The organism is Aliiglaciecola sp. LCG003, assembly GCF_030316135.1.
Classification (GTDB): domain Bacteria; phylum Pseudomonadota; class Gammaproteobacteria; order Enterobacterales; family Alteromonadaceae; genus Aliiglaciecola.
Map to the genome: position 1 here is coordinate 1,615,517 of NZ_CP128185.1, position 21,109 is coordinate 1,636,625.

Annotated in this window: 15 protein-coding genes, 1 tRNA gene and 1 pseudogene; 11 read left to right on the forward strand and 6 right to left on the reverse strand. The window is 43.2% G+C overall.

From position 1 onward, the window contains the following. Window positions 1-4 precede the first annotated feature (4 nt). From QR722_RS06810 to QR722_RS06825, 4 genes are all read left to right on the forward strand, one after another. On the forward strand, window positions 5-2,125 hold the full coding sequence (locus QR722_RS06810) for a 3-hydroxyacyl-CoA dehydrogenase NAD-binding domain-containing protein (protein WP_286286500.1): 2,121 nt from the start codon (window positions 5-7) through the stop codon (window positions 2,123-2,125). Window positions 2,126-2,173: 48 nt separating this feature from the next. Then, a complete protein-coding gene (locus QR722_RS06815; RefSeq protein ID WP_286286502.1) occupies window positions 2,174-3,355 on the forward strand; it encodes an acetyl-CoA C-acyltransferase in 1,182 nt (393 codons plus the stop codon). A gap of 26 nt (window positions 3,356-3,381) precedes the next feature. Beyond that, complete coding sequence (locus QR722_RS06820) at window positions 3,382-5,181, forward strand: acyl-CoA dehydrogenase C-terminal domain-containing protein (RefSeq protein WP_286286503.1); 1,800 nt, start codon at window positions 3,382-3,384, stop codon at window positions 5,179-5,181. Window positions 5,182-5,248: 67 nt separating this feature from the next. After that, a complete protein-coding gene (locus tag QR722_RS06825) occupies window positions 5,249-6,157 on the forward strand; it encodes an alpha/beta fold hydrolase (protein WP_286286505.1) in 909 nt (302 codons plus the stop codon). Between the two features lie 115 nt (window positions 6,158-6,272). Here the strand turns inward: QR722_RS06825 and QR722_RS06830 are convergent, their stop codons facing one another. The 3 genes from QR722_RS06830 to QR722_RS06840 form a co-directional block, all read right to left on the reverse strand. Then, complete coding sequence (locus tag QR722_RS06830) at window positions 6,273-6,668, reverse strand: DUF3718 domain-containing protein (RefSeq protein ID WP_286286509.1); 396 nt, start codon at window positions 6,666-6,668, stop codon at window positions 6,273-6,275. 421 nt (window positions 6,669-7,089) lie between these two features. Next, complete coding sequence (locus QR722_RS06835) at window positions 7,090-7,485, reverse strand: DUF3718 domain-containing protein (RefSeq protein ID WP_286286509.1); 396 nt, start codon at window positions 7,483-7,485, stop codon at window positions 7,090-7,092. Window positions 7,486-7,713: 228 nt separating this feature from the next. After that, window positions 7,714-8,619, reverse strand: a complete 906-nt coding sequence (locus QR722_RS06840; protein ID WP_286286511.1) for a LysR family transcriptional regulator — start codon at window positions 8,617-8,619, stop codon at window positions 7,714-7,716. A gap of 171 nt (window positions 8,620-8,790) precedes the next feature. On the opposite strand from QR722_RS06840, the gene QR722_RS06845 reads away from it, so the two are divergent. The 3 genes and pseudogenes from QR722_RS06845 (at window position 8,791) to QR722_RS06860 (ending at window position 14,340) form a co-directional block, all read left to right on the forward strand. Continuing rightward, window positions 8,791-9,243 (forward strand): MaoC family dehydratase, encoded by a 453-nt coding sequence (locus QR722_RS06845; protein WP_286286513.1) that lies wholly within the window; start codon window positions 8,791-8,793, stop codon window positions 9,241-9,243. Between the two features lie 235 nt (window positions 9,244-9,478). Beyond that, window positions 9,479-13,364 (forward strand): annotated as a pseudogene (locus QR722_RS19390) (TonB-dependent receptor domain-containing protein). A gap of 67 nt (window positions 13,365-13,431) precedes the next feature. Continuing rightward, on the forward strand, window positions 13,432-14,340 hold the full coding sequence (locus QR722_RS06860; protein WP_286286505.1) for an alpha/beta fold hydrolase: 909 nt from the start codon (window positions 13,432-13,434) through the stop codon (window positions 14,338-14,340). 115 nt (window positions 14,341-14,455) lie between these two features. On the opposite strand, the gene QR722_RS06865 is transcribed toward QR722_RS06860, so the two are convergent. The 3 genes from QR722_RS06865 to QR722_RS06875 all read right to left on the reverse strand — a co-directional run bounded on the left by QR722_RS06865 (window position 14,456) and on the right by QR722_RS06875 (window position 16,802). Further along, window positions 14,456-14,851, reverse strand: coding sequence for a DUF3718 domain-containing protein (locus tag QR722_RS06865; protein ID WP_286286509.1), 396 nt, complete (start codon window positions 14,849-14,851; stop codon window positions 14,456-14,458). A 421-nt stretch (window positions 14,852-15,272) separates the two neighbouring features. Next, complete coding sequence (locus QR722_RS06870) at window positions 15,273-15,668, reverse strand: DUF3718 domain-containing protein (RefSeq protein ID WP_286286509.1); 396 nt, start codon at window positions 15,666-15,668, stop codon at window positions 15,273-15,275. Between the two features lie 228 nt (window positions 15,669-15,896). Beyond that, complete coding sequence (locus tag QR722_RS06875; protein WP_286286511.1) at window positions 15,897-16,802, reverse strand: LysR family transcriptional regulator; 906 nt, start codon at window positions 16,800-16,802, stop codon at window positions 15,897-15,899. Between the two features lie 171 nt (window positions 16,803-16,973). Between QR722_RS06875 and QR722_RS06880 the strand changes: the two genes are divergently transcribed. The 4 genes from QR722_RS06880 (at window position 16,974) to QR722_RS06895 (ending at window position 21,085) form a co-directional block, all read left to right on the forward strand. Then, the gene (locus tag QR722_RS06880; protein ID WP_286286513.1) at window positions 16,974-17,426 is read left to right on the forward strand and encodes a MaoC family dehydratase; all 453 of its coding nucleotides are present in this window, start codon (window positions 16,974-16,976) and stop codon (window positions 17,424-17,426) included. 235 nt (window positions 17,427-17,661) lie between these two features. Continuing rightward, on the forward strand, window positions 17,662-20,364 hold the full coding sequence (locus tag QR722_RS06885; protein WP_286286517.1) for a TonB-dependent receptor plug domain-containing protein: 2,703 nt from the start codon (window positions 17,662-17,664) through the stop codon (window positions 20,362-20,364). A gap of 158 nt (window positions 20,365-20,522) precedes the next feature. Next, window positions 20,523-20,825 (forward strand): 4a-hydroxytetrahydrobiopterin dehydratase, encoded by a 303-nt coding sequence (locus QR722_RS06890; RefSeq protein WP_286286519.1) that lies wholly within the window; start codon window positions 20,523-20,525, stop codon window positions 20,823-20,825. A gap of 183 nt (window positions 20,826-21,008) precedes the next feature. Further along, window positions 21,009-21,085, forward strand: a tRNA-Met gene (locus QR722_RS06895). The last annotated feature ends 24 nt before the right edge of the window (window positions 21,086-21,109 follow it).

Genomic DNA, 21,109 nt, shown 5'->3' on the forward strand with positions numbered 1-21,109 from the left:
TAATATGAGCGCTGAAAAGTCTGCTGCAGTAGTAAGCCAAAATCAAGGCAATATCGCTATAGTACTGATGCAAAATCCACCGGTTAATGCGTTATCAAAAGCAGTTCGAGTGGGGTTGATTTCCGAAATTAAAGCGGCATTGCTTGACCCATCAATCGAAGCTATCGTTATTTCTTCCCAGCAGGCTTTGTTCTCTGGCGGAGCAGATATCAGCGAATTCTCAGGCAATGACTTCGAGCCGCCATTACCTGAAGTGTTGGATTTAATTGAAAATGCCAGTAAACCTATCGTTGCAGTATTGAACGGGCCAGCCTTTGGTGGTGGGCTTGAAGTCGCTTTGGCTTGCCACTACAGAGTGACATTTTCGGCCAATAAAGTAGGTTTACCTGAAGTGAATTTAGGGATTTTACCTGGGGCAGGGGGAACCCAAAGGTTGCCCCGTCTTGCCGGTGTTGAAACAGCCCTGAGCATGATTGTATCTGGTAAACCGGTAGCCGCAAGCAGTGTCAAAGGTGTGTTTGATGTTCTGGTCGAAGATCCACAGGAGTTACTCGATAAAGCAATGGCCTTTGTCCAAAAACTAATTGTCAATGGCGAAAAGATTCGACGGACTAAAGATCTTAATATTGATCCGGCTTCGGCACCGGCTGAGTTATTTGCGCAATACCGTCAGGGCATTGCCAAGCAAGCCAGAGGATTCTTTTCGCCAGAGCGTTGTATTCAAGCGGTCGAAGCTGCGGTGGAGTTACCTCTGGAAGAAGGCCTGCAACGAGAATCTGAATTGTTCATGGAATGTATGAGATCACCTCAAGCCCGTGCTCAACAACATTTTTTCTTCGCTGAAAGAGCAGCGGGGCATGTAGCCGATTTTGATAAAGCGACACCTGTTAGAGAGATTAAAAAGGTAGGGATCATTGGGGCTGGCACCATGGGGGGGGGGATCGCAATGAATTTTGCCAATGCTGGTATCCCTGTAGTGTTGCTAGAGCTTAAGCAAGAAGCATTAGATAAAGGCCTTGCTGTTATCCGCGGTAATTACGAGAACTCAGCCAAAAAAGGTAAGTTATCCCCGCAAGATGTTGAAGAACGGATGGCTTTATTGGTCGGTGCGACTGACTATCAAGAATTGGCCGACGTGGATCTAGTCATTGAAGCAGTATTTGAAAAAATGGAAGTTAAGAAACAAGTCTTCAGCAAGTTAGATGAGGTGTGTAAAGCAGGGGCAATATTAGCTTCAAATACATCGACCCTTGATTTAAACGAAATTGCAGCCTGTACTTCACGTCCACAAGATGTGATTGGCCTGCACTTTTTCAGTCCTGCCAACGTAATGAAACTACTTGAAGTGGTCAAAGGCGAAAAAACCTCTGCAGATGTGATTAAAACCTGTATGCAAATGGCGAAGAAGATCCGCAAAGTTGCCGTTTTGGTCGGGGTATGTTTCGGCTTCGTGGGCAACCGTATGATCGAACCTTATGGTCGTGAGTCTAACCGATTACTACTTGAAGGGGCATCACCTGAGCATGTTGATAAAATCATTTATGATTTTGGTATGCCAATGGGGCCATTCACCATGGGTGATATGGCGGGGTTGGATATCGGTTATTTCGTGCGTCAATCAAGACATGAGTTCATCTCCCAAGACCCAAGTTACTGCGTGGTCGCCAATCGTCTAGTTGAAGATGGTCGCGTTGGCCTGAAAGTGGGTAAGGGTGTGTATCTGTATGAACCAGGCAATCGCAAACCGATTCCTGATCCTAAGGTGCTTGAGGTCGCTAAACAAGAAGCGCAAAAGTTAGATATAGAACAACGTGAGCATAGCGAACAAGAGATCTTAGAACGCTGTATTTTTCCACTTATCAATGAAGGTGCTCGTATTCTCGAAGAAGGGATAGCTGCTAAATCTAGCGATATTGATGTGATCTATGTTTATGGTTATGGCTTTCCAGTCTACCGCGGTGGCCCTATGCAGTATGCAGACGAAATTGGACTAGATAAAATATACGATGCGATGTGTAAGTATCGTGATGAGTTGGGCGATTATGGAAAAATGTGGTTCGAACCTGCCCCATTACTCAAAAAATTAGCAGAGCAAGGCAAACGTTTTGTCGATTATAAAAACTAATAACAGTGCGAAAAGTTTGCGCTTAACACAGAATTTGAGGAATAAATCATGAAAGAAGCTGTAATAGTCTCCACCGCTCGCACGCCAATCGGCAGAGCATACAAAGGTGCATTTAATAACTTAGAAGCACCAAGCCTAGCCGGGCATGCCATCAGCGCCGCAGTGCAGCGTGCTGGTATTGATCCTGCCAGTGTCGATGACGTTATTTTAGGCAGTGCCTTGACCCAAGGTTCTGGTGGAATGAACATCGGCCGTTTAGGCGCTTTAGCCGGTGGATTACCGGTAACTGTTTCAGGTATGACACTTGATCGCCAATGCAGCTCTGGTATGTACGCAATTGCCACCGCCGCTAAACACATTATTACTGATAATGTACCAGTCATGGTTGCTGGTGGTCTTGATTCAATTAGTTTGGTTCAGAATCAACATATGAATACTCACCGGATGGTTGATAAAGCACTAGTTGCCAAGCATAAAGACATTTATATGCCTATGCTGCAAACCGCAGAAATAGTAGGTAAACGTTATGGGATCAGTCGCGATGCCATGGACGAGTATGCATATCAAAGTCAAATGCGTACCGCCGCTGCCCAGCAAGCCGGTAAGTTCGACGATGAAATTGTGGCGGTTACGGCGACAAAAGTGATTGTTGATAGAGAAACCAAAGAACAAAGTTTTCAAGAAGTAACATTAACTAAAGACGAAGGGAATCGAGCTGAAACAACCCTTGCCGGATTACAATCTCTTAAGCCAGTTATTGAAGGCGGAACCATTACTGCGGGCAATGCTAGTCAGTTATCTGATGGTGCTTCAGCCAGTGTGATGATGGACAGTAAATTAGCTGAGCAGCAAAATTTAACCCCATTAGGCGCTTATCGTGGTATTGCGGTTTCAGGCTGTGAACCGGATGAAATGGGCATAGGTCCAATTTTTGCGGTTCCCAAGTTGCTGAAACAGCATGGCTTGACCATGAATGATATTGGCTTGTGGGAGCTAAACGAAGCTTTTGCAGTACAAGTACTCTATTGCCAGCAAAAATTAGGTATTCCAGATGAGCTGCTAAATGTTAACGGAGGCGCGATTTCAATTGGTCACCCTTATGGCATGAGTGGCGCAAGAATGGTGGGGCATGCGCTGATTGAAGGCAAGCGCCGTGGCGCTAAATACGTAGTTTGTACTATGTGTATTGGCGGTGGCATGGGTGCTGCTGGTCTGTTTGAAGTCTATTAAGCTGTAATTATAAGGTAGTCTGAATTATGCAAAATTTTAAATCTCCCGTCCGTGACACACTTTTCGTCATGAACGAACTGCTAGGCTTTGAAGCCCATTATAAAAAATTAGGTTTTGATGACGCTTCACCGGATATGGTTGAAGCAATTTGTAGTGAAGCAGCTAAATTCACCGATAACGTGTTAGCACCGATTAACGCTATCGGTGACGAAGTGGGTTGTAAGTGGGAAGACGGCGTGGTGACCACACCACCTGGATTCAAAGAAGCTTATCAAACCTATGTGGAAGGTGGCTGGCCCTCTATGACTCATCCAGAAGAGTATGGTGGTCAAGGTTTACCTTACTCTCTTGCTTCATCCATTGCCGAATGGTTTTCCGGTGCAAATCACTCTTGGGCAATGTATCCAGGCTTGAGTCAAGGCTGCATCGCCACAATCAAAGAGCATGGTTCTGATGAGTTAAAACAGCGTTTCTTACCTAAATTAATTGAAGGTAGCTGGACAGGCACTATGTGCCTTACCGAATCCCATTGCGGATCAGATTTAGGCATGCTGAAAACCAAAGCCGAGCCTAATGATGATGGTTCATATAGCGTAACAGGAACTAAAATATTCATCTCTGCTGGTGAACATGATTTTGCTGACAATATCGTGCATATCGTACTTGCGCGCCTGCCTGATGCTCCTGCGGGTACCCGTGGTATTTCGTTGTTCGTTATCCCTAAATTTAATGTGGGCGAAGATGGCGAAGCCGCTGCTAGTAACGGCGTTAGCTGTGGTTCCATTGAACATAAGATGGGTATCAAAGCCAGCGCGACCTGTGTGATTAATTTTGATTCAGCAAAAGCGTTTTTGATTGGTCAACCTAATCGTGGCCTCAACTGCATGTTCACTTTCATGAACTCGGCACGTATCGGAACGGGTTTAGAAGGTTTAGCAGGCACGGAAGCGGCATTCCAAGGTGCGCTTGCATATGCAAAAGATCGTTTACAATTTCGCGCGGCTAAAGGAGCGGTCAATCCAGACGGTCCAGCTGATCCCATTATTGTTCATCCAGATGTGCGCAGAATGCTGTTAACCCAGAAAGCCTTCAGAGAAGGAAATCGAGCTCTTGCCATTTATTGTATGCAAATGGTCGATAACACCTTGTACAGCGATAACGAACAAGAAAAGCAGATCGCTGAAGCAAAACTTGCGCTGTTGACGCCTATTGTTAAAGCGTTTTTAACTGAGACTGCTCAAGAGACAACCAGCTATGGTATGCAAATCTATGGCGGACATGGTTATATCAAAGAGTGGGGCATGGAGCAGTTGGCTCGTGATACCCGTATTTGTACTATGTATGAAGGTACAACAGGTATCCAAGCCATTGATCTATTAGGGCGTAAAATCATGGGCTCTAAGGGTGAATTGCTCAAAGTATTTGTCAAAGAAGTGCAGGAGTATTGCGTCAGCATGCGTGACAAAGCACAGTTTAATGCTTGGTCCAATGCAATTGAAACTCATATTGATGAGTGGGTGCAGATCACTCAAGAAGTCTCTAAACGTGCTGCAGGCAATCCTGATGAAGTGGGCGCAGCTTCGGTCGATTACCTGATGTATTCTGGTTACATTATTGTTGGCTACATGTGGCTTAAAATGGCTGTTGTAGCGCAGCAAAGGCTAGATGAAGGCACATCTGATGAAGCCTTCTATCAGGCTAAGTTACAGACTGCTGGCTTCTACTTTGACCGTTTGCTATCTCGTACTCGTTCATTGGTTTCGGCGATGGAATCTGGTGCTGATAACCTGATGACGATGCCAGAAGACCATTTCTTAGTTGGGTAATACCGGTTTTCGATAAAATATTAAAGGCGGATGCAAATGCATCCGCCTTTTTTTTGGGGAGAAGTACATGGAAAGCAAACACATCCACGTCAATGGATGCCGAATACATTATATGGAGGCGCTGCCGAAAAGGCCTTCGAAAGGTTGCATAGTCTTTCTACATGGGTTTCCAGAGAATTGGCAAACCTGGCGCAAACAAATTGCTTTTTTTAGTGCTGAATATCGTGTTATCGCTCCTGATTTACCCGGCTACAACCAATCTTCTAAACCTGAAAATTTGGCGTTCTATGCGGTACCTAATTTAATTGAAGTAATAAGGCAGTTCATTGAGACTGTGCAACACAGTCAGCAAAAAATAATATTGGTCGCCCACGATTGGGGAGGCGCTATCGCTTGGCCTTTAGTCGCGTTTAACCCTGAACTTTTTAGTCACCTGATTATATTAAATGCGGCTCACCCGAGCACCTTTACCCGTGAGATGATCTGTAATCCTGTGCAACGGCAAAAAAGTGGTTATATTCACCAGTTGATTGCTGATGATGCCGAGACCGTCATAGTACAGAATAGCTATAGTTTGCTTACAAATATGTTTGTCGATGAACAGCAAAACTCGGTTTTGACTGACAACGAGTTAAATGAGTATAGAAAAAGTTGGGCGAGACCTGCAGTGTTGATCTCAATGTTGAAATACTATCAGGCTATGCCGCAGTTAGCGCCGAGTCAACAGGATATCAACACCAATGGTCCTGTGGTGGAGCTAAGCAAGATGAAAGTGCCGAATATTCGTATAACGACTAAGACCCTTGTGTTGTGGGGCGAGAAAGATTTGGCTTTTGTGCCGCAATTGTTGGATGGCTTAGAAGAGTATGTGAAGGATGTTCAAATTGAAAAATTTGCTGAGGCAAATCATTGGCTGCACCATCAGTTTCCCGACTTAGTGAATCAACATATATTAACATTTATCGAATCCACATAGATTGACCAGTGTCGACACAACGAAAAACAGCCTCAAAAGAGGCTGTTTTCCGAGGACGTAGACAACGCATGTCTACTTACCATGTTGAACTGGTAGAGTTCATGTTAATCGATAATTAGATACGGTCATTGATCACAGCGTTAATGGCTGAGCCATCAAGGCCGTTCTCTGCTACCCAGGCTTGCAGGGTTTTGCCGTCTTGCTCAGGTGCTGATAAATCTGACTTAGGCATTTTCTTGACTAGCAAGGTACCGGTCTCAACGGCATCATTTAGCATAGCGGTGCGAATCAGGCTGTTACCGCCACAACTTACACCGGTATAGTAATCTTTAAGTTTCAATCTGAAGTCAGACTCAACTTTTTTCATTTTCTTACGAAGCTCACCTTTGTCATCGGTTTTCACGATGGTGCAGATATTTTGCAAAGCATCATTAATATCAGCTTGAGCGGTAGTGGTGAACAATAAAGATGTTGCTGCGATAGCGATAGAAGTTTTAACAATTTTCAACATGGTTAAATTCCTCGAATAAGTTAAATGTTAGGGGTTGCGTTTCAACGAGATCAATTAAACCCCAAACTCAGGTTAACTAAAATCTAATAGCTGATACTTAGGGATGAGTTCTTATACCAATAGCGCCTGATTTTGACCGCGTTATAGTATTTAGTTTATGTATTACAATGGGTTAAGGTGTATTTATGACTAGGGTAAAAATCTTGATTTAACCTGTTTATCCTAATGATCTACCTTTGCTAAGGTTAATGGGAGTCGCTGTGGGGCCAAGCATAATGAACAGGGAAGGTGGGCTAGATGAGTGTTAAAGGAATTGGCAGGTACAACGAAAAACAGCCTCAAAAGAGGCTGTTTTCCGAGGACGTAGACAACGCATGTCTACTTACCATGTTGAACTGGTAGAGTTCATGTTAATCGATAATTAGATTCGGTCATTGATCACAGCGTTAATGGCTGAGCCATCAAGGCCGTTTTCTGCTACCCAGGCTTGCAGGGTTTTGCCGTCTTGCTCAGGTGCTGATAAATCTGACTTAGGCATTTTCTTGACTAGCAAGGTACCGGTCTCAACGGCATCATTTAGCATAGCGGTGCGAATCAGGCTGTTACCGCCACAACTTACACCGGTATAGTAATCTTTAAGTTTCAATCTGAAGTCAGACTCAACTTTTTTCATTTTCTTACGAAGCTCACCTTTGTCATCGGTTTTCACGATGGTGCAGATATTTTGCAAAGCATCATTAATATCAGCTTGAGCGGTAGTGGTGAACAATAAAGATGTTGCTGCGATAGCGATAGAAGTTTTAACAATTTTCAACATGGTTAAATTCCTCGAATAAGTTAAATGTTAGGGGTTGCGTTTCAACGGGATTAATTAAAGACTATTGAGGAAAGGATTAAAATCTATGTATCAATACTAAAGTATTAGTAGCTATACCTTAAAGGTAATAGAAAAATGTGATAGATCTTCGCTATTCGGCTGGTTGCTTATAACTGGGGCAATAGGCAAACAGAAAGGTAGTTCTGTTTGCCAAATAAGTTTGATAAGTCAGTGGGGATGGAGAAAAACGTTTGCTACTTCAGATATTTGTTCGCGCATCCATATATGAGCATGATCATGGTCGGCACTAACATGCCAATATAAAAAATACTCGAGCGGAGACACGTGAAACGGCATCTCATAGATAGATAGCTCGTAGTGTTTAGCTAGGTGATAAGGAATACAAGAGATCAAGTCGGTTTTTACAATAGTACTTGGGACGGTTAAGAAATGCTGCCCACGCATAACGATTTTTCGACGTTTACCTATCTTATCCAGCGCGATATCAATCGGTCCAGCGCCGCTGCGTCTATGGGACACATTGATGTGACCTAAACGTAAAAAGGTGTCTAAGTCTAACCCTTGCTTCAAGTCGGGGTGGTTTTTTCGTGCCATCACCACAAATCTATCTTCCGCTATTTTTTGCTTGCATAAATGTGGATCAGTAAAGGTTGAGGCATCAGCATAGAAGTCTAAACTACCACTGGCCATGGCTGAAACAACCGTATTGCGGGCCACTTCATAATTGGTAATAGTGATACGTGGGGAGCGACTTTGTAGGTTGGCTAGAAGACGCGGCATGACGCTGGCTTCAAGTAAGTCCCGGGTGGCGAAATGGAAAGATTTTTCCGCGGTTTCCGGATCAAAGGTATGGCTGTCTTGTACGCTTTTGCGTAGCAAACCAAGGGCATTTCGAGCCGGGCCAATGATATTTTGAGCTACCGGTGTGGGTGTCATACTGTGTCCGGTTCTAACGAACAACGGATCATTCAGCATTTCCCGTAATCTAGCCAGAGAATTGCTCACAGCGGGCTGAGTGATACACAACACATCAGCAGCTTTGGTTAAACTTCCCGCAGTATATATTGCATCGAAAACAGCAAACAAATTTAAGTCTATTCGATTGAGGTTCATGGTTACCCTTTTATGCTATATAGGCTACTTGAGCCGCCTTTAGTGACGAAATCGAGTTAATTTCTATTAGATATTTTGATAGTTTATTATACATAACATTCATTTCGTTAATAGTATGTAGATTGCTAAGATGTTAAAAAATGTTAATAAAACTAATCAAAGGGGCAGGGTATGGGTAAGAATTTATCACAACTAGAAGATGGCGAAGACTTGGGTAGCACTGATTGGCTAACGATATCACAGCAGATGATAAATGAATTTGCTGATGCAACAGGCGATCATCAATGGATCCATGTGGATCCTCAAAGATGCGCTGAACAAAGTCCGTTTAAAAAAACTATTGCCCATGGCTTATTATCTACGTCCCTTATGCCCAAAGTATTCTACAAGCTAATCCAATTAGATGCCAAGCAGCAAACCTTGTTGAATTATGGAATGGACTCATTGCGTTTTCTTGAGTCAGTTAGAGTAGACGACCGGATTCGCTATCATGTGAAGTTAGATAGCACAGAAGTAAAAAACAGCGGTATCTTGTATCGCTTTGATTGCCAAGTAGAAATAGAGAATAGAGAGAAGCCTGCAATGGTCGGAAAGTTTCTTATGCTGCTGATTTCTGGGGAATAAAATTTAACTGGTCGGTCCATCTTAAAAATAAATGTTCACATATAAGTAACAGTATATTTACATATGGTTGTTCAACCCCTACCATTTATCTGCATGCTGCGCTGATTTGTCAGCGCAAAGCATAAAGCACAAAACATAAAACTAAAACTTATCGAATGCAGATATGACCTGACTGGATGGGTTCGGATCAAATGTCCAAGAGGTTGTGTTAGCCATTATGATTAGGGGACACACAATGAAACTAAAGACACGCGTAAGTGCGATTGCAGCTATTGTATCGTCGCAGTTACTTGCTATACCCCAGTACGCGGTAGCTCAAGAACAAGAACAGGACGGTAATAGTGAGATAGAGCTCATTATGGTAACCGGTAGCTTCGTGCGCCGTTCTGAAAATTTTGAATCACCCTCTCCTCTAGCAGTAATAGATAGCGTAGCGATTGATGCTATCGGTGCGAAAAACATAGCAGATATTACCCAAACCCTGACGATTAATTCAGGCTCACAAAATAACCCAGATGCATTCACGCAAAATGCAACCGCTGGTACATCTAACATTAACTTACGCGGTTTGGGGGTTGCATCTACATTGGTGCTTCTAAACAACCGACGTCAGGTTGTGAATGCTCAACCTACCAATGATGGTCTAAATTTCGTTGATACCAGCTCCTTAGTTCCTATGATCGCTATCAATCGTATGGAAGTTGTTAAAGATGGTGCATCAGCATTGTATGGTTCTGATGCCGTTGCAGGTGTAGTTAACTTTATCACTAAACGCAATTATGACGGCGCGATGATGAGCTTTGATTACCAAGACGGTGCTCATGGCGATAACAAAGAATATGTCATTCAGGGCCTTTGGGGAGCAGATGGCGAGAAAAGTAATGTAATGGCTGCGGTTAGCTATACCAATCGCTCGCCCTTATTTATAAGTGATCGTCGCCTTAGTCGTCCACAAGATGACACTAGTGCTTTAGGTAACCCAGGTTCATACTTTCTAACGATTCCAGGGGTAGGTACATTGCCTATTATTGACCCTTATGGTTGTGAAGAGTTTGGTGGATATCCTGACTTAAGAGCACCAAGTGGGACTATACCGGGACTCGAAATTGGACTTTGTGGATTTGATTTTGGCCCCTACTATTCATATGTAGCAGATGAGTCGCGGACGAATATCTACGCCCAAGCGACTTTTGAAATTACCGATGAGTTAACTTGGACAACCGAGTTTGGCTATGCACGAAATCGTGCCGAACGCGGCGGTGCGCCTAGTTTTCCAATCTTGACCTCTCCAATCGTACCTGCTGATCATCCACAAAATCCGTTCGGTGCGCCTGTTGCATTTTTCGGACGGGCAGAAGGGAATGGTTTTGAGGGCGACCCAGCCAATACAGAATCAGATACTTTCCGCTTTAATACCGCCTTACAAGGTGAGATGGATAACGGATTTTGGGAAATTAGCTACACTCGTGCAGTGAATGACTTCCTATTTAAAGTGCCTGATGTGTTAAATACTGAGTTTAACCTAGCCTTAAACGGTTTAGGTGGCGGACAATGTAATCCATTAACAGGTACACCAGGTGAAGGGGATTGTGAATATTTCAATCCGTTTGCTAATTCATTTACGACTGCGCCAAATTCACAATATGTTGTTGACTCATTTACCGGTGAAGAAGTCATAGATTCAAGGTCCGATTTAGAAGTGTTCGAAGGCTTTGCCTCATTTGAAGCATTTGAAATGGGTAGTGGCATGGCGTCTGTTGCTTTAGGGATGCAATACCGAGAAGAGAAACTTTCACAAGATTATGATTCTCTTGCTAACCAAGACAGCTTTACCTTTGTTATAGGTAACCCTGATTTTGAAGGTGCTATCGATGTATGGGCGGCGTTTGGTGAGTTAGCATTGCCGGTCACTGAAGACTTGGATGTGCAAATTGCATTGCGTTACGAAGACTACGGCGGTGTAGTGGGTGATACCTTAGATCCGAAATTGGCGTTCTCGTATCGCGCAAGCGAAGATCTATCTTTCCGTGGCTCGATCTCAACGTCTTTCCGAGCACCGACGGTATTTTTGCGTAATGGTGGAGCAACATCGCTACAGCAATTGGTTGATCCTGTTCAAGCGGCTCAGGCATTTGTGGCCGTAAGAGCGGAGGGTAATGAAAACCTTACCCCTGAAAAATCGAAAGCTTACAACCTTGGATTCTCCTTTGAGCCCGTTGATAACCTATCAATTGAAGTAGATTATTGGAGCTTTGAGTTCAAAGACCTGATTATACAAGAAAATGCTCAGGCTATACTTAACAGTGATCCGACTAATACTGACCGAGTTATCCGTGCAGGTGATCCATTAACCGGACCTGTTCTGCAGATTAACAGTACCTACGTGAATGCGAATTCATTAGAAACTTCTGGTTTGGATTTTGTCAGTAGCTATAAAATTGAGACAGATGACGCGGGTACTTTTACGCCATCTATCAACGCGACTTACATTACTAAGTACGAGTTGGCTGATCCTCAGTCCGATGCCGTTATTGATGGTGCAGGCAGACGTAACTTTACTAACATTGGTGTATCGTCCCCTGAGCTTCGGATGAATCTGACTCATCCAGAAGAGTTATGGTGGTCAAGGTTTACCTTACTCTCTTGCTTCATCCATTGCCGAATGGTTTTCCGGTGCAAATCACTCTTGGGCAATGTATCCAGGCTTGAGTCAAGGCTGCATCGCCACAATCAAAGAGCATGGTTCTGATGAGTTAAAACAGCGTTTCTTACCTAAATTAATTGAAGGTAGCTGGACAGGCACTATGTGCCTTACCGAATCCCATTGCGGATCAGATTTAGGCATGCTGAAAACCAAAGCCGAGCCTAATGATGATGGTTCATATAGCGTAACAGGAACTAAAATATTCATCTCTGCTGGTGAACATGATTTTGCTGACAATATCGTGCATATCGTACTTGCGCGCCTGCCTGATGCTCCTGCGGGTACCCGTGGTATTTCGTTGTTCGTTATCCCTAAATTTAATGTGGGCGAAGATGGCGAAGCCGCTGCTAGTAACGGCGTTAGCTGTGGTTCCATTGAACATAAGATGGGTATCAAAGCCAGCGCGACCTGTGTGATTAATTTTGATTCAGCAAAAGCGTTTTTGATTGGTCAACCTAATCGTGGCCTCAACTGCATGTTCACTTTCATGAACTCGGCACGTATCGGAACGGGTTTAGAAGGTTTAGCAGGCACGGAAGCGGCATTCCAAGGTGCGCTTGCATATGCAAAAGATCGTTTACAATTTCGCGCGGCTAAAGGAGCGGTCAATCCAGACGGTCCAGCTGATCCCATTATTGTTCATCCAGATGTGCGCAGAATGCTGTTAACCCAGAAAGCCTTCAGAGAAGGAAATCGAGCTCTTGCCATTTATTGTATGCAAATGGTCGATAACACCTTGTACAGCGATAACGAACAAGAAAAGCAGATCGCTGAAGCAAAACTTGCGCTGTTGACGCCTATTGTTAAAGCGTTTTTAACTGAGACTGCTCAAGAGACAACCAGCTATGGTATGCAAATCTATGGCGGACATGGTTATATCAAAGAGTGGGGCATGGAGCAGTTGGCTCGTGATACCCGTATTTGTACTATGTATGAAGGTACAACAGGTATCCAAGCCATTGATCTATTAGGGCGTAAAATCATGGGCTCTAAGGGTGAATTGCTCAAAGTATTTGTCAAAGAAGTGCAGGAGTATTGCGTCAGCATGCGTGACAAAGCACAGTTTAATGCTTGGTCCAATGCAATTGAAACTCATATTGATGAGTGGGTGCAGATCACTCAAGAAGTCTCTAAACGTGCTGCAGGCAATCCTGATGAAGTGGGCGCAGCTTCGGTCGATTACCTGATGTATTCTGGTTACATTATTGTTGGCTACATGTGGCTTAAAATGGCTGTTGTAGCGCAGCAAAGGCTAGATGAAGGCACATCTGATGAAGCCTTCTATCAGGCTAAGTTACAGACTGCTGGCTTCTACTTTGACCGTTTGCTATCTCGTACTCGTTCATTGGTTTCGGCGATGGAATCTGGTGCTGATAACCTGATGACGATGCCAGAAGACCATTTCTTAGTTGGGTAATACCGGTTTTCGATAAAATATTAAAGGCGGATGCAAATGCATCCGCCTTTTTTTTGGGGAGAAGTACATGGAAAGCAAACACATCCACGTCAATGGATGCCGAATACATTATATGGAGGCGCTGCCGAAAAGGCCTTCGAAAGGTTGCATAGTCTTTCTACATGGGTTTCCAGAGAATTGGCAAACCTGGCGCAAACAAATTGCTTTTTTTAGTGCTGAATATCGTGTTATCGCTCCTGATTTACCCGGCTACAACCAATCTTCTAAACCTGAAAATTTGGCGTTCTATGCGGTACCTAATTTAATTGAAGTAATAAGGCAGTTCATTGAGACTGTGCAACACAGTCAGCAAAAAATAATATTGGTCGCCCACGATTGGGGAGGCGCTATCGCTTGGCCTTTAGTCGCGTTTAACCCTGAACTTTTTAGTCACCTGATTATATTAAATGCGGCTCACCCGAGCACCTTTACCCGTGAGATGATCTGTAATCCTGTGCAACGGCAAAAAAGTGGTTATATTCACCAGTTGATTGCTGATGATGCCGAGACCGTCATAGTACAGAATAGCTATAGTTTGCTTACAAATATGTTTGTCGATGAACAGCAAAACTCGGTTTTGACTGACAACGAGTTAAATGAGTATAGAAAAAGTTGGGCGAGACCTGCAGTGTTGATCTCAATGTTGAAATACTATCAGGCTATGCCGCAGTTAGCGCCGAGTCAACAGGATATCAACACCAATGGTCCTGTGGTGGAGCTAAGCAAGATGAAAGTGCCGAATATTCGTATAACGACTAAGACCCTTGTGTTGTGGGGCGAGAAAGATTTGGCTTTTGTGCCGCAATTGTTGGATGGCTTAGAAGAGTATGTGAAGGATGTTCAAATTGAAAAATTTGCTGAGGCAAATCATTGGCTGCACCATCAGTTTCCCGACTTAGTGAATCAACATATATTAACATTTATCGAATCCACATAGATTGACCAGTGTCGACACAACGAAAAACAGCCTCAAAAGAGGCTGTTTTCCGAGGACGTAGACAACGCATGTCTACTTACCATGTTGAACTGGTAGAGTTCATGTTAATCGATAATTAGATACGGTCATTGATCACAGCGTTAATGGCTGAGCCATCAAGGCCGTTCTCTGCTACCCAGGCTTGCAGGGTTTTGCCGTCTTGCTCAGGTGCTGATAAATCTGACTTAGGCATTTTCTTGACTAGCAAGGTACCGGTCTCAACGGCATCATTTAGCATAGCGGTGCGAATCAGGCTGTTACCGCCACAACTTACACCGGTATAGTAATCTTTAAGTTTCAATCTGAAGTCAGACTCAACTTTTTTCATTTTCTTACGAAGCTCACCTTTGTCATCGGTTTTCACGATGGTGCAGATATTTTGCAAAGCATCATTAATATCAGCTTGAGCGGTAGTGGTGAACAATAAAGATGTTGCTGCGATAGCGATAGAAGTTTTAACAATTTTCAACATGGTTAAATTCCTCGAATAAGTTAAATGTTAGGGGTTGCGTTTCAACGAGATCAATTAAACCCCAAACTCAGGTTAACTAAAATCTAATAGCTGATACTTAGGGATGAGTTCTTATACCAATAGCGCCTGATTTTGACCGCGTTATAGTATTTAGTTTATGTATTACAATGGGTTAAGGTGTATTTATGACTAGGGTAAAAATCTTGATTTAACCTGTTTATCCTAATGATCTACCTTTGCTAAGGTTAATGGGAGTCGCTGTGGGGCCAAGCATAATGAACAGGGAAGGTGGGCTAGATGAGTGTTAAAGGAATTGGCAGGTACAACGAAAAACAGCCTCAAAAGAGGCTGTTTTCCGAGGACGTAGACAACGCATGTCTACTTACCATGTTGAACTGGTAGAGTTCATGTTAATCGATAATTAGATTCGGTCATTGATCACAGCGTTAATGGCTGAGCCATCAAGGCCGTTTTCTGCTACCCAGGCTTGCAGGGTTTTGCCGTCTTGCTCAGGTGCTGATAAATCTGACTTAGGCATTTTCTTGACTAGCAAGGTACCGGTCTCAACGGCATCATTTAGCATAGCGGTGCGAATCAGGCTGTTACCGCCACAACTTACACCGGTATAGTAATCTTTAAGTTTCAATCTGAAGTCAGACTCAACTTTTTTCATTTTCTTACGAAGCTCACCTTTGTCATCGGTTTTCACGATGGTGCAGATATTTTGCAAAGCATCATTAATATCAGCTTGAGCGGTAGTGGTGAACAATAAAGATGTTGCTGCGATAGCGATAGAAGTTTTAACAATTTTCAACATGGTTAAATTCCTCGAATAAGTTAAATGTTAGGGGTTGCGTTTCAACGGGATTAATTAAAGACTATTGAGGAAAGGATTAAAATCTATGTATCAATACTAAAGTATTAGTAGCTATACCTTAAAGGTAATAGAAAAATGTGATAGATCTTCGCTATTCGGCTGGTTGCTTATAACTGGGGCAATAGGCAAACAGAAAGGTAGTTCTGTTTGCCAAATAAGTTTGATAAGTCAGTGGGGATGGAGAAAAACGTTTGCTACTTCAGATATTTGTTCGCGCATCCATATATGAGCATGATCATGGTCGGCACTAACATGCCAATATAAAAAATACTCGAGCGGAGACACGTGAAACGGCATCTCATAGATAGATAGCTCGTAGTGTTTAGCTAGGTGATAAGGAATACAAGAGATCAAGTCGGTTTTTACAATAGTACTTGGGACGGTTAAGAAATGCTGCCCACGCATAACGATTTTTCGACGTTTACCTATCTTATCCAGCGCGATATCAATCGGTCCAGCGCCGCTGCGTCTATGGGACACATTGATGTGACCTAAACGTAAAAAGGTGTCTAAGTCTAACCCTTGCTTCAAGTCGGGGTGGTTTTTTCGTGCCATCACCACAAATCTATCTTCCGCTATTTTTTGCTTGCATAAATGTGGATCAGTAAAGGTTGAGGCATCAGCATAGAAGTCTAAACTACCACTGGCCATGGCTGAAACAACCGTATTGCGGGCCACTTCATAATTGGTAATAGTGATACGTGGGGAGCGACTTTGTAGGTTGGCTAGAAGACGCGGCATGACGCTGGCTTCAAGTAAGTCCCGGGTGGCGAAATGGAAAGATTTTTCCGCGGTTTCCGGATCAAAGGTATGGCTGTCTTGTACGCTTTTGCGTAGCAAACCAAGGGCATTTCGAGCCGGGCCAATGATATTTTGAGCTACCGGTGTGGGTGTCATACTGTGTCCGGTTCTAACGAACAACGGATCATTCAGCATTTCCCGTAATCTAGCCAGAGAATTGCTCACAGCGGGCTGAGTGATACACAACACATCAGCAGCTTTGGTTAAACTTCCCGCAGTATATATTGCATCGAAAACAGCAAACAAATTTAAGTCTATTCGATTGAGGTTCATGGTTACCCTTTTATGCTATATAGGCTACTTGAGCCGCCTTTAGTGACGAAATCGAGTTAATTTCTATTAGATATTTTGATAGTTTATTATACATAACATTCATTTCGTTAATAGTATGTAGATTGCTAAGATGTTAAAAAATGTTAATAAAACTAATCAAAGGGGCAGGGTATGGGTAAGAATTTATCACAACTAGAAGATGGCGAAGACTTGGGTAGCACTGATTGGCTAACGATATCACAGCAGATGATAAATGAATTTGCTGATGCAACAGGCGATCATCAATGGATCCATGTGGATCCTCAAAGATGCGCTGAACAAAGTCCGTTTAAAAAAACTATTGCCCATGGCTTATTATCTACGTCCCTTATGCCCAAAGTATTCTACAAGCTAATCCAATTAGATGCCAAGCAGCAAACCTTGTTGAATTATGGAATGGACTCATTGCGTTTTCTTGAGTCAGTTAGAGTAGACGACCGGATTCGCTATCATGTGAAGTTAGATAGCACAGAAGTAAAAAACAGCGGTATCTTGTATCGCTTTGATTGCCAAGTAGAAATAGAGAATAGAGAGAAGCCTGCAATGGTCGGAAAGTTTCTTATGCTGCTGATTTCTGGGGAATAAAATTTAACTGGTCGGTCCATCTTAAAAATAAATGTTCACATATAAGTAACAGTATATTTACATATGGTTGTTCAACCCCTACCATTTATCTGCATGCTGCGCTGATTTGTCAGCGCAAAGCATAAAGCACAAAACATAAAACTAAAACTTATCGAATGCAGATATGACCTGACTGGATGGGTTCGGATCAAATGTCCAAGAGGTTGTGTTAGCCATTATGATTAGGGGACACACAATGAAACTAAAGACACGCGTAAGTGCGATTGCAGCTATTGTATCGTCGCAGTTACTTGCTATACCCCAGTACGCGGTAGCTCAAGAACAAGAACAGGACGGTAATAGTGAGATAGAGCTCATTATGGTAACCGGTAGCTTCGTGCGCCGTTCTGAAAATTTTGAATCACCCTCTCCTCTAGCAGTAATAGATAGCGTAGCGATTGATGCTATCGGTGCGAAAAACATAGCAGATATTACCCAAACCCTGACGATTAATTCAGGCTCACAAAATAACCCAGATGCATTCACGCAAAATGCAACCGCTGGTACATCTAACATTAACTTACGCGGTTTGGGGGTTGCATCTACATTGGTGCTTCTAAACAACCGACGTCAGGTTGTGAATGCTCAACCTACCAATGATGGTCTAAATTTCGTTGATACCAGCTCCTTAGTTCCTATGATCGCTATCAATCGTATGGAAGTTGTTAAAGATGGTGCATCAGCATTGTATGGTTCTGATGCCGTTGCAGGTGTAGTTAACTTTATCACTAAACGCAATTATGACGGCGCGATGATGAGCTTTGATTACCAAGACGGTGCTCATGGCGATAACAAAGAATATGTCATTCAGGGCCTTTGGGGAGCAGATGGCGAGAAAAGTAATGTAATGGCTGCGGTTAGCTATACCAATCGCTCGCCCTTATTTATAAGTGATCGTCGCCTTAGTCGTCCACAAGATGACACTAGTGCTTTAGGTAACCCAGGTTCATACTTTCTAACGATTCCAGGGGTAGGTACATTGCCTATTATTGACCCTTATGGTTGTGAAGAGTTTGGTGGATATCCTGACTTAAGAGCACCAAGTGGGACTATACCGGGACTCGAAATTGGACTTTGTGGATTTGATTTTGGCCCCTACTATTCATATGTAGCAGATGAGTCGCGGACGAATATCTACGCCCAAGCGACTTTTGAAATTACCGATGAGTTAACTTGGACAACCGAGTTTGGCTATGCACGAAATCGTGCCGAACGCGGCGGTGCGCCTAGTTTTCCAATCTTGACCTCTCCAATCGTACCTGCTGATCATCCACAAAATCCGTTCGGTGCGCCTGTTGCATTTTTCGGACGGGCAGAAGGGAATGGTTTTGAGGGCGACCCAGCCAATACAGAATCAGATACTTTCCGCTTTAATACCGCCTTACAAGGTGAGATGGATAACGGATTTTGGGAAATTAGCTACACTCGTGCAGTGAATGACTTCCTATTTAAAGTGCCTGATGTGTTAAATACTGAGTTTAACCTAGCCTTAAACGGTTTAGGTGGCGGACAATGTAATCCATTAACAGGTACACCAGGTGAAGGGGATTGTGAATATTTCAATCCGTTTGCTAATTCATTTACGACTGCGCCAAATTCACAATATGTTGTTGACTCATTTACCGGTGAAGAAGTCATAGATTCAAGGTCCGATTTAGAAGTGTTCGAAGGCTTTGCCTCATTTGAAGCATTTGAAATGGGTAGTGGCATGGCGTCTGTTGCTTTAGGGATGCAATACCGAGAAGAGAAACTTTCACAAGATTATGATTCTCTTGCTAACCAAGACAGCTTTACCTTTGTTATAGGTAACCCTGATTTTGAAGGTGCTATCGATGTATGGGCGGCGTTTGGTGAGTTAGCATTGCCGGTCACTGAAGACTTGGATGTGCAAATTGCATTGCGTTACGAAGACTACGGCGGTGTAGTGGGTGATACCTTAGATCCGAAATTGGCGTTCTCGTATCGCGCAAGCGAAGATCTATCTTTCCGTGGCTCGATCTCAACGTCTTTCCGAGCACCGACGGTATTTTTGCGTAATGGTGGAGCAACATCGCTACAGCAATTGGTTGATCCTGTTCAAGCGGCTCAGGCATTTGTGGCCGTAAGAGCGGAGGGTAATGAAAACCTTACCCCTGAAAAATCGAAAGCTTACAACCTTGGATTCTCCTTTGAGCCCGTTGATAACCTATCAATTGAAGTAGATTATTGGAGCTTTGAGTTCAAAGACCTGATTATACAAGAAAATGCTCAGGCTATACTTAACAGTGATCCGACTAATACTGACCGAGTTATCCGTGCAGGTGATCCATTAACCGGACCTGTTCTGCAGATTAACAGTACCTACGTGAATGCGAATTCATTAGAAACTTCTGGTTTGGATTTTGTCAGTAGCTATAAAATTGAGACAGATGACGCGGGTACTTTTACGCCATCTATCAACGCGACTTACATTACTAAGTACGAGTTGGCTGATCCTCAGTCCGATGCCGTTATTGATGGTGCAGGCAGACGTAACTTTACTAACATTGGTGTATCGTCCCCTGAGCTTCGGATGAATCTTGGTTTTAATTGGAAGAAAGATGCCCATGCCGCTAACATTTTTATACGCTATATAAGTGGTTATGATGATGATCAAAACTGTAGTGATGGAAGCTTAGCTACTGGTGGTGTGTGTTCAGTGGGTTACTATGAGGTCGACAGCCATGTAACTGTCGATGCCCAATACAACCTAGACTTAGGTGCGGTACTTGAAACTGATATGAAATATGTTTTATCAGTGGGTGGTATCAACCTGATGGATGAAGAGCCTCCTCAACTGTTCACTAACAGTGGTTTTGATTCTAAAGTACACGATCCACGTGGCAGACAAATCTACGCGAGATTAGCAGTAGAGTTCTAATACTATTATTTAGTAATCAAACAATCCCCGACTTAGTTCGGGGATTTTTTTGTAAAGATTCACTTCCGAATAGTCAAAGGCATTTTTTCACTGAAAGCTTTCAATCCACAGGGCTTTTTTCCACACTGATATTAATCAATCTAAAAGGACACTTGTTAATGGCAGAAAAATACACCCAACAGCAAATAATGGACGCACTACTTGAGCTTAATAATGGTAAAAGCGACGAGCAGAAGTGGCAAGTTAATGGTGCGAAACTGGTGAAGACGTATAAATTCAAAAGTTTTATCAGAGCATTTGGCTGGATGTCTCAAATTGCGATTTGGGCAGAAAAGCTTAACCACCACCCAGAATGGTTCAATGTATACAATAAGGTAGACGTTGTACTCACCACTCATGATGTGAATGGCCTAAGTGATTTGGACTTTAAACTGGCAAACAAAATGGATTTGTTTAGTTAAGGCAAGGGGGCTGGTTCGTTAATTGACCGTACTGCTTATCTATTGACCAGTCGGTCAGTAATGTTGAAGTTTTATTGTGTTTTTATGCATATCGCTATTGCGTAGTAGGTTTCGCTATGTATAATACGCTCCTCTTGAGAAGGCAGGTAAGCAATTCACCAGCCACTCAATAAAGATTTCAGACGCGGGATGGAGCAGTCTGGTAGCTCGTCGGGCTCATAACCCGAAGGTCGTAGGTTCAAATCCTGCTCCCGCAACCATAAACGATTAAGCCGATAAGTTAC